Consider the following 13,954-nt stretch of genomic DNA (forward strand, 5'->3'; position numbering starts at 1 on the left):
AGGGCCGGGGTGAGGGCATCAGCCCGCACTTTCCCCATTACGAATATTTTTTCGTGCGCCGTGTCGGCGCGGTATTCGCCGGATCGTCCGGCCAGACGTGTTTGGGATATCGCCCTTTCATCTCTTTCTGCACTTCACGATAGCTCCCTGCCCAAAACGCCCCCAAGTCGCGGGTGATCTGCAAGGGACGATGCGCAGGCGAAAGCAGCTCAAGCACTAACGGCACACGGCCTTCAGCAATGGACGGCGTGGTGGCCTCACCAAACATCTCCTGCATCCGAACCGCCAGCGCCGGCGGATTATCCTCATGATAACGAATGGCAATCCGGCTCCCGGTTGGCACAGTGTAATGCCCAGGCAGTTCACTATCCAGACGTTGACGTAACGACCAGTCCAGTAAATTCTGTAACGCTGCCTTAACATCAAGCGCCTTCAGGGCGCGCAGGGAGTGTACGCCGCTCATCTGCGGCAACAGCCACTGTTCAAGCGTCGCAAGCAGCGTCTCATCATCCACCGCTGGCCACCCCTGTTCCGGCAGCCACTTCGCGGCGCAGTGCAGACGAATGCGATACTGTTCAGCCTCCGGCGTCCAGTTCAGTACGCTCAGCCCTTTTTCCCGAATGCCATTCAGCATCGCCTGGTGTAACTCTTCCTCCGACGGCTTCGCCAGCGGTTTCGTCCCGAGCGTCAGTTTGCCAATCTGGCTACGACGGAACGCCTTCAGCGTGCCCTGGGTATCATCCCATTCCACGATGTCAGATTGCTGAAGCAGCTGCGGGCAGGCACGCGTCAGGACGTCAATATCCACGGCAACCGCCTGTAAAATACGCGCGTCCGGGGAGTGGCTGCCCTGGAGTAAGAGCGGCGCGATCAGCCATTCATGACGCGTCTGGGCGTCATCGCTGTCCAGCATCGCGCCCATCCCATTTGCCAGCTGATAGCGACCATCCAGCCCGCGACGGCGCGCGATTCTGTCCGGGAAGGCCTGGGCCAGCAGAGGGATAACTTTATCGCTGTCAGGCGAACCGCCCCGGCAATTCAGGCGTTTACACAGCTGCTGCGCCCGCTGTTGCCAGTTTCCCTGATGGCGTGAAAAGGCCTGTCCCAGATCGCTGCCGCCACCGCGCGGCGGCTCCTCAAGAATAGCCGCCAGTTTTGCCGCCGTGGCAATTTCATCGTCGCCCTGTGCTGCTACCAGCATTGCCGCCAGACGTGGATCGTTGCCCAGCGCCGCCATTTTCTGGCCGCGCGCCGTCAGTCGCTCGCCTTCCAGCGCGCCAAGCTGGGTCAGCAGACTGCACGCGGCGGAAAGGTTGACGACAGGCGGAGGATTAAGCCAGGTGAGCTGGTCAGGGTCCGGACAGCCCCACTGCATCAGATCCATCACCAGTCCGGAGAGATCGCTTTGTAAAATCTCAGGCGTGCTCTGGAATGCCGCACGCTCCGCCTGCTCGGCGCTGGTTAAATGCAGGCAAATACCCGGCTCAAGACGCCCTGCTCGCCCTGCGCGCTGCACCATTGAGGCCTGGCTGATGCGCTGCGTCAGCAGCCTGGTCAGCCCGGAACGCGGATCAAAACTGGCCACCCTCTCCAGCGTACTGTCCACCACCAGGCGAATGCCTTCGATGGTCAAACTGGTTTCCGCGATATTGGTTGCCAGTACCACTTTGCGCTGCCCCGCCGGTGCGGGAAGGATCGCCTTGCGCTGGTCAGCCAACGGCAGCGCGCCGTAGAGCGGGCACAGCATAACGTCACTGTTCACCCGGGATGCCAGCTGCTCCTGTACGCGCTGGATTTCGCCTACGCCGGGTAAAAACAGCAGCAGCGAGCCGGGCTCCTGGCGGAGCAATTCGGCGGTGGCGATGGCAACCGCTTCGTCAAAACGCTGATGGGCAGGCAGCGGCTGATAGCGGCGCTCGACCGGGAACGCACGCCCTTCAGAGGAGATCATCGGCGCGTCAGGGAGCGTCTGCCGGAGCCGCTCGTTATCCAGCGTCGCCGACATAATCAGCAGCCGAAGGTCGTCGCGCAGCCCCTGCTGAACGTCGAGCAGCAGCGCAAGGGCCAGATCGGCCTGGAGGCTGCGCTCGTGAAATTCATCAAGGATCACCAGCCCGACGCCGGTCAGCTCCGGATCGTTTTGCAACATACGGGTAAGAATACCTTCGGTGAACACTTCCAGCCGCGTGGATGGTCCAACGCAGGTTTCGGCGCGCATCCGGTACCCTACCGTCTCACCCGGTTTTTCATTCAGCAGTTCCGCCAGGCGCTGCGCCACATTGCGCGCCGCCAGCCTGCGCGGCTCCAGCAGGATAATTTTCCCGCTGATGTTCCCATCGCGCAGAATTTGCAGGGGCAGCCAGGTGGATTTACCCGCTCCGGTGGGCGCGCTGAGCAAAACCTGTGGCGCATGTTCTAAGGCTGCGAGAAGCTCAGGAAGGACGACGGCGACGGGCAAAGAGGACACTTACGGCTCCAGAGGGTTAACATTAATCGGCGTACATTGTAGCATCGGCGCATATCATTACCGAGTCTTGCGCATGTCTGAGTCTAAACGGCTATTCTTCGCCATTGAATTACCCACCACGCTTCAACGGCAGATTGTTCGCTGGCGCGCCAGCCACTTCCCCGCGGAAGCGGGCCGCCCCGTCGTCGCCGCCAATATGCACCTGACGTTAGCCTTTCTTGGTGAAGTAAGCGCTGAAAAGCAGCGCGCGTTAAGCGCAATGGCCGGACGCATTTCGCAGCCGGGGTTTACGCTGCATCTTGACGATGCCGGGCAATGGCTGCGCTCTCGGGTGGTCTGGCTGGGGACGCGGCAGCCCCCTCGCGGACTGCTACAGCTCGCCAACATGCTGCGGGCGCAGGCCGCGCGCAGCGGCTGTTATCAGAGCCCGCAGCCGTTTCATCCCCACATTACCCTGCTGCGCGATGCGGGTCAGGCCGTTGCCATCCCGCCACCGGGCTTTCACTGGTCCTTTCAGGTGAATGAATTTGCGCTGTACGAATCTGCCTTTGTACAAGGACGCACCCGCTATACTCCGCTCCAGCGCTGGACGCTGGGCGACACGTTAAGGAATCCTGATGAAGTTTAGTCCTGCACTCCAGCCCGCCACGCTGATCCAGCGTTACAAACGCTTTCTCGCTGATGTGATCACCCCTGCGGGCGAAACGCTCACGCTGCACTGCCCTAACACCGGCGCCATGACCGGTTGCGCCACGCCGGGTGACACGGTCTGGTATTCCACATCAGAAAATACTAAACGCAAATATCCCCATACCTGGGAAATGACCGAGACGCAAAGCGGGGCATTTATTTGCGTTAATACCCTGCGCGCAAATCAGCTGGTTAAGGAAGCTCTGACAAATGGAATGCTTCCTGAACTGGTGGGTTACGGCACGCAAAAAAGCGAAGTGAAATATGGCGATGAAGGCAGCAGAATTGATTTTATGTTACAGGCGGAAGACCGCCCTGAGTGCTATATTGAAGTGAAATCAGTGACGTTAGCGGAACAGGAAAACGGCTTCTTTCCGGATGCGGTAACGCTACGTGGCCAGAAGCATCTGCGAGAGCTAATGAGTGTAGCGGCGGCGGGCAAGCGCGCCGTGTTGCTGTTTGCGGTTCTGCATTCAGCCATTGAACGGTTTTCCCCGGCCCGTCATATTGATCCTAAATACGCGCAATTGTTGAATGAGGCACAAAAGCAGGGGGTAGAGATTTTCGCTTATAAAGCGGAACTTTCTGCCGATAATATGACTCTGAGATCCTCTCTTCCCATTGTCTTATAAGGGATTAGACGATTGACTAATAAGTGTTCTGGCCGCGTGCGCAAATACGCTTTTCCTCACAGGGTTGTCAAGTGTTACGTTTAGATAATTGCCATACGGAAAAGCATCTGCTATTTATAGCGACCTGATTTTTCCCCCAACACGGGGATCGATAGTGCGTGTTAAGGAGAAGCAACATGCAAGAAGGGCAAAACCGTAAAACATCGTCCCTGAGTATTCTCGCCATCGCTGGGGTGGAGCCGTATCAAGAGAAGCCGGGCGAAGAGTATATGAACGAAGCCCAGCTGTCGCACTTCAAGCGTATTCTTGAAGCATGGCGTAATCAACTCAGGGATGAAGTCGATCGCACCGTTACACATATGCAGGACGAAGCTGCTAACTTCCCGGACCCGGTCGACCGTGCCGCTCAGGAAGAAGAGTTCAGCCTCGAACTGCGTAACCGTGACCGCGAGCGCAAACTGATCAAAAAGATCGAAAAAACGCTGAAGAAGGTCGAGGACGAAGATTTTGGCTACTGCGAATCCTGCGGTGTTGAAATCGGTATTCGTCGCCTGGAAGCGCGTCCAACAGCCGATCTGTGCATCGACTGTAAAACGCTGGCAGAAATCCGCGAAAAACAGATGGCTGGCTAACGCCTGCCCTCTCACTACTCTGCTAAGGCGGGAGTCTCTCCCGCCTTGTTACCGTTGATATGTCTGAATCTCACTATATCGGGCGCTTTGCGCCATCTCCCTCCGGTGAATTACACTTCGGCTCATTAATTGCCGCGCTTGGCAGCTACCTACAGGCTCGCGCCCGTCAGGGTCAATGGCTGGTCCGCATTGAAGATATCGATCCTCCGCGTGAAGTTCCCGGTGCAGCAGAAACTATTCTGCGTCAGCTGGAACATTACGGTCTTCACTGGGACGGCGACGTACTCTGGCAGTCTCAACGCCATGATGCCTACCGTGAACGTCTGGCGTGGCTTACTGAACAGGGCCTTTCCTATAACTGCACCTGCACGCGGGCGCGAATTCAAAGCGTGGGTGGCGTTTACGACGGCCACTGTCGTACGCGGCACAACGGTCCTGAGAATGCTGCCGTACGGCTGATACAGCGTTCTCCGGTGACGCAGTTTACCGACGTTCTCTCAGGAACCATTCAGGCGGATGAACGCCTGGCGCGTGAAGATTTTATTATTCACCGTCGTGATGGTTTGTTTGCCTATAACCTGGCGGTGGTTGTCGATGACCATTTCCAGGGCGTCACGGAAATCGTGCGCGGGGCGGATCTGGTTGAGCCTACCGTGCGGCAAATATCGCTTTACCAGCAGTTTGGCTGGACGGTGCCGGATTACATCCATCTGCCGCTGGCGGTCAATGAACAGGGAAATAAGCTGTCGAAACAGAATCATGCCCCGGCGCTGCCTGACGGCGATCCGCGCCCGGTTTTGATCGACGCGCTGCGATTTCTCAACCAGAATGTAACGCAGGAATGGCAGGATCTGAGTCTGGATGAATTGCTGAAAACGGCCATTGCTGACTGGGCGCTTATGGCCGTGCCAAAAATCCAGCATTCTCAAATGCGTTGCGCTGAGCTATGATTAGCCGCTTTTTTGATAACAAAACACACTACGAGGTGTACTATTTTTACCCGAGTCGCTAATTTTTGCCGTAAAGTGCTGAGCCGCGAAGAGAGCATGGCGAACGACGCTATTGCACAGCCACACATGTCGGTCATTCCGCGTGAGCAGCACAATATTTCCCGCAAAGATATCAGTGAAAATGCCCTCAAGGTGCTCTATCGTCTGAATAAAGCAGGCTACGAGGCCTATCTCGTCGGCGGCGGGGTGCGCGATTTACTGCTGGGCAAAAAACCAAAAGATTTCGACGTGACGACCAGCGCCACACCTGAGCAGGTGCGTAAATTATTCCGCAACTGCCGTCTGGTTGGCCGCCGTTTCCGTCTGGCGCACGTGATGTTTGGACCAGAAATCATTGAAGTGGCGACCTTCCGCGGTCACCACGAAGCGGGCGTCAACGATCGCACGACTTCCCAGCGCGGCCAAAATGGCATGCTGCTGCGCGACAACATCTTCGGCTCTATTGAAGAAGATGCTCAGCGTCGCGATTTCACCATCAACAGCCTTTACTACAGCGTGGCGGATTTTACCGTGCGCGATTACGTCGGCGGTATGCAGGATCTGAAAGACGGCCTGATTCGCCTGATCGGCACGCCGGAAACGCGCTATCGCGAAGATCCGGTCCGAATGCTGCGCGCCGTGCGTTTCGCCGCCAAGCTGAACATGCGTATCAGTCCGGAAACCGCAGAGCCGATCCCGCGCCTGGCGACGCTGATTAACGACGTCCCCCCTGCCCGTCTGTTTGAGGAGTCGTTAAAGCTGCTCCAGGCAGGCTACGGGTTTGAAACCTACAATTTGCTGCGTGAATACAACCTGTTCCAGCCGCTGTTCCCGACCATTACCCGCTACTTCACCGAAAACGGTGACAGCGCAATGGAGCGGATGATTGCACAGGTGCTGAAGAACACAGATACCCGTATTCATAACGATATGCGCGTGAATCCGGCGTTCCTGTTCGCGGCCATGTTCTGGTATCCGCTGCTGGAAACGGCGCAGCGCATCACTCAGGAGAGTGGTCTCGCCTATTATGATGCGTTCGCGCTGGCGGCAAACGACGTGCTGGACGAAGGCTGTCGCACGCTGGCGATCCCGAAACGTATTACCACGCTGGTGCGTGATATCTGGCAGCTTCAGCTGCGTATGTCCCGCCGTCAGGGTAAACGCGCCTGGAAGCTGATGGAGCATCCTAAGTTCCGCGCCGCGTTCGATTTGCTCTCTCTGCGTGCTGAAGTCGAAAGAAACCAGGAGCTACAGCGTCTGGCGCAGTGGTGGGGAGAATTTCAGGTCTCTGCACCACCAGAGCAGAAAGATATGCTTACGGATCTGGATGACGAGCCGGCACCGCGCCGTCGTCACCGTCGCCCGCGCAAACGCGCACCGCGTCGTGAAGGCACGGCATGACCCTTGCGTATATCGCCATCGGCAGCAATCTGGCCTCTCCGCTGGAGCAGGTTAACGCTGCCGTGCAGGCGCTGGGGAAGATCCCGCAAAGCCGCATCGTCGCGCTGTCCTCATTTTACCGTACGCCGCCGCTCGGCCCGCAGGATCAGCCTGATTATCTGAACGCCGCCGTGGTGCTGGAAACGACCCTTGACGCAGAAACGCTGCTGGATAATACCCAGCGTATTGAGCTACAGCAGGGTCGCGTCCGCAAAGCCGAACGCTGGGGACCGCGCACCCTCGATCTCGATATTATGCTTTTCGGCCACGAGGTGATTAACACCGAACGCCTCACCGTTCCGCATTACGACATGAAAAACCGCGGGTTTATGCTCTGGCCGCTGTTTGAAGTCGCGCCCGATCTCACCTTCCCTGACGGCGCCTCGCTGCAAGCCGTTCTGCAAAATCTCAACGCGGATAAACCGACCCGCTGGTAATCCCGCCTCTGCATCGATTAACCATTCCTTATTTGCGGTTAATCGATTGCCTAAAATCATTGTTCCCTCGAATGTTACTGTTAGAATGCGCAAAGATTCGCTATTGGGCCATCAGGAAACAGTATGAAACCAACCACCATCTCCTTATTGCAGAAATGCAAACAGGAAAAAAAACGCTTCGCCACTATCACCGCGTATGACTACAGCTTCGCAAAACTGTTTGCCGAAGAAGGGATCAACGTCATGCTGGTCGGGGACTCGTTAGGGATGACGGTACAAGGACATGATTCCACTCTGCCGGTCACGGTCGAGGATATTGCTTACCATACCCGCGCCGTGCGCCGGGGTGCGCCCGCCTGCCTGCTGCTTTCCGATCTGCCGTTTATGGCGTATGCCACCCCGGAACAGGCCTTTGAAAATGCGGCGACAGTGATGCGTGCTGGCGCCAATATGGTCAAAATCGAAGGCGGCGCCTGGCTGGTCGATACGGTAAAAATGCTTACCGAACGCGCCGTGCCGGTTTGTGGTCATTTGGGGCTGACGCCGCAGTCTGTAAACATCTTTGGCGGATATAAGGTGCAGGGCCGAGGCGATGCGGCGCAGACGCTGTTTGATGATGCCGTGGCGCTGGAAGCCGCGGGCGCACAGCTGCTGGTGCTGGAGTGTGTACCGGTTGAGCTGGCTAAGCGTATCACTGAGGCGCTGTCGATTCCGGTGATCGGCATCGGCGCGGGCAACGTCACCGATGGCCAGATTCTGGTCATGCACGACGCCTTCGGGATCACCGGCGGCCACATTCCAAAATTTGCTAAAAATTTCCTGACAGAAGCAGGCGACATGCGTGCTGCTGTGCGGCAGTATATTGCCGAGGTTGAGTCCGGCGTTTATCCGGGCGAAGAACACAGTTTCCATTAAGGAGTCCAGGTGTGCTAATCATAGAAACTCTGCCGCTGCTGCGCCAGCATATCCGCCGTGCACGTCAGGAAGGTAAACGTATCGCCCTTGTTCCAACCATGGGCAACCTGCACGACGGCCATATGAAGCTGGTCGATGAAGCGAGAGCCCGTGCAGATATTGTGGTAGTCAGTATCTTCGTTAACCCGATGCAGTTCGATCGCGAAGACGATCTGGCGCGCTACCCACGTACCTTGCAGGAAGATTGCGAGAAGCTCAAAAAACGTCATGCGGATATCGTCTTCGCTCCGGCCCCCGCAGATGTATATCCCCAGGGCACCACTGAATCGACCTACGTCGATGTGCCGGGTATTTCGACCATGCTGGAGGGCGCCAGCCGCCCGGGCCATTTCCGTGGCGTTTCTACCATCGTCAGCAAGCTGTTTAACCTGGTGCAGCCGGACATCGCCTGTTTTGGCGAGAAAGATTTCCAGCAGCTGGCGCTGATCCGCAAAATGGTTGCCGATATGGGCTACGACATTGAGATAGTCGGCGTACCGATTGTGCGTGCGAAAGATGGCCTGGCGCTCAGCTCCCGTAACGGCTATCTGACCGCCGAACAGCGTAAAATTGCGCCGGGTTTAAGCAAAGTCATGAATACCATGGCAGAGCAACTGCTGGCAAAAGAGTTAACCGCAGAAGAAATTATCGCTCTGGCTGAACAGGCGCTGAACGAGAAAGGTCTTCGTGCTGACGACGTTCAAATTCGGGATGCCGATACGCTTCTGGCGCTTACAGAGACCAGCAAACGTGCGGTAATTCTGGTGGCGGCATGGCTCGGCCAGGCCCGCCTTATCGATAACAAAGTGGTTGAACTGGCGTAGTTTTACTACCCGGAAGTGAAAGGTAAACGTAATGATTCGCAAAATGCTACAAGGTAAGCTTCACCGTGTGAAAGTCACCCAGGCCGACCTGCACTATGAAGGCTCCTGCGCGATCGACCAGGATTTTCTCGACGCGGCGGGTATTCTCGAAAACGAAGCTATTGATATCTGGAACGTTAATAACGGCAAACGCTTTTCAACGTACGCGATTGCCGCTGAACGCGGATCTAAAATCATCTCCGTTAATGGGGCAGCAGCGCACTGCGCGGACGTAGGCGATATCGTCATTATTGCCAGCTTTGTGATGATGTCTGACGAAGAAGCACGTCGCTGGCAGCCTAAAGTGGCCTACTTTGAAGGCGATAATGAGATGAAACGTACCGCGAAGGCGATTCCGGTGCAGGTTGCCTAAGCCAATAGTACTGTTATAAATTACCCGGCAAAATAGGTTGGGTAATTTATACATAATTAAAATGAATAGCGTTCTTTTTATATTTTTTTATTAATATATTAAAGTCACCCTGCCGAGCACCCGATCATCAAAATGATGAACAATTATTATCACTTACTATTAAATAATCACATTGGCTTAAAGATCGTTTAAGTATTTCTAACATCTTACGGCTTCTCACAACCATTACTCATCACTTAGAATCCTTTTCCCGAAGCATCTGTTCGGAACGAACATAAGCCTTGCTTATGTGCACTTTTCTAGCATTTAAATATGGATATAAAAAATGTCTTTTAATAAATTAGGTCTGGCAACTGTAGTAGCAATGGTTCTGAGTGCGGGTTCTGCAATGGCAGCTGATATTCCTTCAGATACAGGCACTATTACTTTCCACGGTATGGTTTCTAATAACACCTGTAAAGTATCCCTGGATCAGAAGATTGACCAGGATGGTAATGATTTTGACGTTAACCTGGATACCGTGTTTGTAAAAGACTTCGCTAATGCGCTGGGTACCACCAGCACCCTGGGAGAAAAGAAATTCTCCCTCACCCTGACAGGTTGTGATTCTGCTACCGTCAAACAGGCATCCGCTCAGTTTGATTCCTGGGCGGGTTCTTCTTCAACTTCCGGCGGTCTGCTGGTTCCACCATCAAACACTCAAGGCGCCGCTAAAAACGTCAATCTGGTACTGTCAAACGATGGCAACTCCGCTACCGATCAGATCAAACTGGATCAGACCAACAATACCCAGAAAGCAACGATTGATACCACAGGCGCAGGCGCACTTTACTACCGTGTAGCGTATACCCAAGGTCAGAACTGGGATGCGGCCAACAACCCAGTGTCAGCTGGTGTGGTTCAGGCACAAGCTGCATTCACCATGATCTACGAGTAATTTTAAAAGCATAGATAAAATGCTCATATTATCCCCTGACGTACGTCAGGGGACTATTGATATCATTCCAACAGGAACTGGAAAAATGTTAAGCACATCATTTTATAAAGGATTTAAAGCTGCCTGCTTTACAGTTGCTGCTGTCGCGTCATTCCAGGCAAGCGCAGATATCGTTATTTCGGGAACACGTATTGTTTATCAGCAGTCGCAAAAAGATGTCATCGTTTCTTTAGACAACCGTGGCAAAAAGCCACTATTAGTTCAATCATGGATCGATGACGGTCGCGATGACACCAATCCACAGGAATTAAAACTTCCTTTTATTATTACTCCACCAGTATCCCGAATTGATCCCCAAAAAGGTCAATCCGTTCGGATCTCGTACCTGGGTGGTTCATTGCCGCAAGATCGCGAATCCCTATTCTGGTTCAATGTGCTCGAGATTCCACCGAAGTCAAAAGTGAAAGACGGTGAAAATCCTAACCAGCTCCAGCTGGCATTCCGCACACGTATTAAACTCTTTTTCCGACCTGACGGCCTGAAAGGTACGCCAGGAAATGCAGCAGCCAGGGTAACGTGGTCGCAACAAAAACAAGGTAATACGCTAAACCTGATTGCACACAATGATTCCCCTTACAACGTTTCTATTTCAAATGTAAAGCTGAAATCAGCAAATAAAGAGTACCAGGTTGAGCATAAATCTATTTTACCGTTTAGTACTCAAATAATGCAGGTAAAAGGTTTAGGTAGTACTGCCACCGGCACTGTTGCTTACGAAACCATTAATGACAATGGCGGCTCTGATACTTTTGAAAGCAAAGTAAACTAATAACCGCATCACTGCCACATTATAAATATAATACGTATGAATGATTCATAGCATTCATACGACGACTTGTCTGGATGAAGCATGCTATTTCAACGATCAATTTTATGTCTCGCAATCTGTGCAGCATTCCCTCTGCATGCCAGCGAGACTGAAAAAAAAGCTGTAGACACCTCATCCGAAACAGAATCGGCCATTGAATTTAATGACCAGTTCCTTATCGATAATGGTGGAGGTATCAATGTCGATCGTTATGCTTATGGCAACCCAGTTCTGCCAGGTACTTACCGTGTAAAAGTGAATTTGAATGGCAATTCAAAATCCACGGTCGAGATGGCATTCATTGATAACAAAACGCCACGTGCCTCAGCATGTCTGACTAAACTCACGCTGACACAGGCAGGCGTTGATACCAGCATATTAGGCGATGATGTCAAAGACGACGAAACGTCTTGCGTAGATATCAAAAAATATTATCCCGGTGCTTCTGAAAATTTTGATAGTAGCAAGCAGGAAATGGATCTTAATTTCCCGCAAATCTACGTGCTTAAGCTTCCAGCAGGGTATGTCGATCCTTCATTATGGGATAATGGTGTTCCGGCCGGATTACTTTCATACGATCTTAATACCTGGCACAGCGAGTCAAACGGCACCAATTCAGATACCGCTTATGCGGGCTTGCATTATGGCCTGAACGTGGGGCCGTGGCGTTTACGTTCTCGCGGCAGTCTGAACTGGGACAGTGATAATGGCACACATTATTCCAGCCAGGATATATACCTCCAGCGAGACATCACACCACTTAACGCACAGATGGTAATGGGTGATTCCTACACACGCGGTGATGTCTTTGACTCGGTGAGCCTGCGTGGTGCGCGTATGTATAACGATGACCGCATGCTCCCGCAAGGCACCTCTGGCTACGCGCCAGTAATTCGTGGTGTGGCAAACAGTAACGCCAAAGTTAGCGTTATGCAAAGCGGCAATAAAATCTATGAAACCACCGTTCCACCCGGTGCTTTCGAGATCAATGACCTCAGTACAACAGGCTATGGTAATGATTTGATTGTCACTGTAGAGGAAGCCGATGGAAGTAAACGGACGTTTACCGTTCCGTTCTCCTCAGTTACACAAATGCTCCGCCCAGGCTCCAGCCGCTGGGATGTGGGTATAGGTGAGCTGAATGATGATTCATTGCATGATAAGCCAAACGTTGGCTACGCAACTTACGCGTATGGTCTGAATAATACCTTTACCGGTTACGTGGGTGCGCAATATACGGATATGGATTTCTACGCCGGCCTGCTTGGTCTGGCTATGAATACCCGTATTGGTGCATTCGCTTTAGATGTTACCGGGTCCTATGCCGATATCGACGGGCTGGACACGCTTAAAGGGCAGAGTTATCGGCTGACCTACAGCAAAATGCTTGAAGCCACTAACACATCTCTTAACGTGGCAGCTTATCGCTTCTCAACAGAAGATTATCTCAGCCTTAACGATGCCGCCTCATTGCAGGACAGTATTCACCACGAGGAATATGGCAATCGATCTTATGACAGCAATGCCGAGCTTTATGCTGATTATCAGCGTACCAAAAACCAGATACAGATCAGCCTGAACCAGCCATTGAATGTTAACGGTGATGAATACGGCTCACTCTATATTAGCGGTACCTGGCAGGATTACTGGAATGATTCCAGCTCCACTTCCGACTACAGCGTGGGTTACAACAATAGTTTTGCTTACGGTAGCTATAGCGTTTCTGTGCAACGCACGTACAACGAAACAGGGGAAAAGGATGACAGCGTTTATTTAAACGTCAGTATTCCATTCAGCATATTCAATAAGGATAACGCGCAGTCAGGCGGATTTAATAACGTCAACATGAGCCTGCGCACTGATTTAAAAGGCGGTACCAGTTTTAACTCTACGGCAAGCGGCAACTCCAAAAACAGTGAAGTGAGCTATTCCGTTAGCGCCTCATCAAGCGGGGGCAACTACGGCAACCTGAACCAGGTCAGTGGCTATAGCTCATGGAACAGTCCTTACGGGCCGCTCGGTGTCTCGGCGTCCTTTGGCGATGACAATAGTAAACAGTATTCCGCGAGTTATAACGGCGGAATGGTTGTTCACTCGGGTGGCGTTGTATTTACATCAGGCAGTATCGGCGAAACGGATTCACTTGCGCTGGTAAAAGCAAGTGGCGCAACGGGTGCTCGGCTGGGTTACGGCCAAAGCCGCATTAACAGTTCCGGGTACGGGATTATGCCGTATATGTCAGCCTACAGAGAAAACCGAGTATCGCTCGATATCAGCACTCTCGAAGCAGACGTTGAAATCAAAAATACAAGCGCAGTTGCCGTACCTCGCAATGGCTCCGTTGTATTTGTGAATTTTGAAACGGATGAAGGCCGTTCGCTTGTTCTGGAATTACAACGTTCTGATAACGGCTTTATTCCGCTAGGTGCTGACGTTCTGAATGAGAAAAACGAATCTATCGGAACGGTAGGCCAGGCAGGACAAGCTTATGTACGCGGTGTGGAAAACAAAGGCGCTCTCCGGGTGGTATGGGGAAGCGATGGTTCCAGCTCCTGCACGGTGCATTATCAGATTCCTGAAAATGCGAAGAAAGCAGGCTTAACCACGATTCTGAGTAATCAACAGTGCCAAATGTAATGATGTTAAAACAGGGAATCACACCCATGGGAAAT

At 53.1% G+C, this 13,954-nt stretch carries 13 protein-coding genes; 12 read left to right on the top strand and 1 reads right to left on the bottom strand.

What is annotated here, in order from left to right; all coding sequences use genetic code 11:
- Positions 1 to 37: 37 nt before the first annotated feature.
- On the bottom strand, positions 38 to 2,467 hold the full coding sequence (gene hrpB / locus AM329_RS13220) for an ATP-dependent helicase HrpB (RefSeq protein WP_032608530.1): 2,430 nt from the start codon (positions 2,465 to 2,467) through the stop codon (positions 38 to 40).
- Positions 2,468 to 2,540: 73 nt separating this feature from the next.
- Between hrpB and thpR the strand changes: the two genes are divergently transcribed.
- The 12 genes from thpR (at position 2,541) to AM329_RS13285 (ending at position 13,919) form a co-directional block, all read left to right on the top strand.
- Positions 2,541 to 3,095: an RNA 2',3'-cyclic phosphodiesterase gene (gene thpR, locus AM329_RS13225; RefSeq protein WP_003856249.1), complete on the top strand. Its 555-nt coding sequence runs from the start codon at positions 2,541 to 2,543 to the stop codon at positions 3,093 to 3,095.
- Positions 3,085 to 3,789 (top strand): DNA/RNA nuclease SfsA, encoded by a 705-nt coding sequence (gene sfsA / locus AM329_RS13230; RefSeq protein ID WP_003856251.1) that lies wholly within the window; start codon positions 3,085 to 3,087, stop codon positions 3,787 to 3,789. The genes thpR and sfsA overlap by 11 nt, the downstream gene beginning before the upstream one ends.
- 176 nt (positions 3,790 to 3,965) lie before the next feature.
- A complete protein-coding gene (gene dksA, locus AM329_RS13240) occupies positions 3,966 to 4,421 on the top strand; it encodes an RNA polymerase-binding protein DksA (RefSeq protein ID WP_001155232.1) in 456 nt (151 codons plus the stop codon).
- A 59-nt stretch (positions 4,422 to 4,480) separates the two neighbouring features.
- Positions 4,481 to 5,371 carry a tRNA glutamyl-Q(34) synthetase GluQRS gene (gene gluQRS / locus AM329_RS13245; protein WP_032608529.1) on the top strand — a complete coding sequence of 297 codons (891 nt, stop codon included), beginning with the start codon at positions 4,481 to 4,483 and terminating at the stop codon, positions 5,369 to 5,371.
- Positions 5,372 to 5,413: 42 nt separating this feature from the next.
- Positions 5,414 to 6,811: a polynucleotide adenylyltransferase PcnB gene (pcnB, locus tag AM329_RS13250; RefSeq protein ID WP_071785222.1), complete on the top strand. Its 1,398-nt coding sequence runs from the start codon at positions 5,414 to 5,416 to the stop codon at positions 6,809 to 6,811.
- Positions 6,808 to 7,287 (top strand): 2-amino-4-hydroxy-6-hydroxymethyldihydropteridine diphosphokinase, encoded by a 480-nt coding sequence (folK, locus tag AM329_RS13255; protein ID WP_032608527.1) that lies wholly within the window; start codon positions 6,808 to 6,810, stop codon positions 7,285 to 7,287. The genes pcnB and folK overlap by 4 nt, the downstream gene beginning before the upstream one ends.
- Before the next feature lie 123 nt (positions 7,288 to 7,410).
- Positions 7,411 to 8,202: a 3-methyl-2-oxobutanoate hydroxymethyltransferase gene (panB, locus tag AM329_RS13260; RefSeq protein ID WP_003856280.1), complete on the top strand. Its 792-nt coding sequence runs from the start codon at positions 7,411 to 7,413 to the stop codon at positions 8,200 to 8,202.
- Positions 8,203 to 8,213: 11 nt separating this feature from the next.
- Positions 8,214 to 9,065, top strand: coding sequence for a pantoate--beta-alanine ligase (gene panC, locus AM329_RS13265; RefSeq protein ID WP_003856282.1), 852 nt, complete (start codon positions 8,214 to 8,216; stop codon positions 9,063 to 9,065).
- A gap of 31 nt (positions 9,066 to 9,096) precedes the next feature.
- Entirely contained in the window at positions 9,097 to 9,477 is a 381-nt protein-coding gene (panD, locus tag AM329_RS13270; protein WP_003856284.1) for an aspartate 1-decarboxylase, read from the top strand.
- Positions 9,478 to 9,802: 325 nt separating this feature from the next.
- A complete protein-coding gene (locus tag AM329_RS13275) occupies positions 9,803 to 10,414 on the top strand; it encodes a fimbrial protein (protein WP_023324169.1) in 612 nt (203 codons plus the stop codon).
- Between the two features lie 85 nt (positions 10,415 to 10,499).
- Positions 10,500 to 11,243 carry a fimbrial chaperone gene (locus AM329_RS13280; protein ID WP_032608525.1) on the top strand — a complete coding sequence of 248 codons (744 nt, stop codon included), beginning with the start codon at positions 10,500 to 10,502 and terminating at the stop codon, positions 11,241 to 11,243.
- An 81-nt stretch (positions 11,244 to 11,324) separates the two neighbouring features.
- Positions 11,325 to 13,919 (top strand): outer membrane usher protein, encoded by a 2,595-nt coding sequence (locus tag AM329_RS13285; RefSeq protein ID WP_023324167.1) that lies wholly within the window; start codon positions 11,325 to 11,327, stop codon positions 13,917 to 13,919.
- The last annotated feature ends 35 nt before the right edge of the window (positions 13,920 to 13,954 follow it).

Source organism: Enterobacter cloacae complex sp. AR_0002 (assembly GCF_001922365.1).
Lineage (GTDB): Bacteria > Pseudomonadota > Gammaproteobacteria > Enterobacterales > Enterobacteriaceae > Enterobacter > Enterobacter hormaechei_C.

Coding starts and splice junctions, on each gene's coding strand:
- panD (WP_003856284.1), top strand. CDS start 9,097: ATGATTCGCAAAATGCTACAAGGTAAGCTTCACCGTGTGAAAGTCACC.
- panB (WP_003856280.1), top strand. CDS start 7,411: ATGAAACCAACCACCATCTCCTTATTGCAGAAATGCAAACAGGAAAAA.
- dksA (WP_001155232.1), top strand. CDS start 3,966: ATGCAAGAAGGGCAAAACCGTAAAACATCGTCCCTGAGTATTCTCGCC.
- gluQRS (WP_032608529.1), top strand. CDS start 4,481: ATGTCTGAATCTCACTATATCGGGCGCTTTGCGCCATCTCCCTCCGGT.
- thpR (WP_003856249.1), top strand. CDS start 2,541: ATGTCTGAGTCTAAACGGCTATTCTTCGCCATTGAATTACCCACCACG.
- AM329_RS13280 (WP_032608525.1), top strand. CDS start 10,500: ATGTTAAGCACATCATTTTATAAAGGATTTAAAGCTGCCTGCTTTACA.
- AM329_RS13285 (WP_023324167.1), top strand. CDS start 11,325: ATGCTATTTCAACGATCAATTTTATGTCTCGCAATCTGTGCAGCATTC.
- folK (WP_032608527.1), top strand. CDS start 6,808: ATGACCCTTGCGTATATCGCCATCGGCAGCAATCTGGCCTCTCCGCTG.
- AM329_RS13275 (WP_023324169.1), top strand. CDS start 9,803: ATGTCTTTTAATAAATTAGGTCTGGCAACTGTAGTAGCAATGGTTCTG.
- sfsA (WP_003856251.1), top strand. CDS start 3,085: ATGAAGTTTAGTCCTGCACTCCAGCCCGCCACGCTGATCCAGCGTTAC.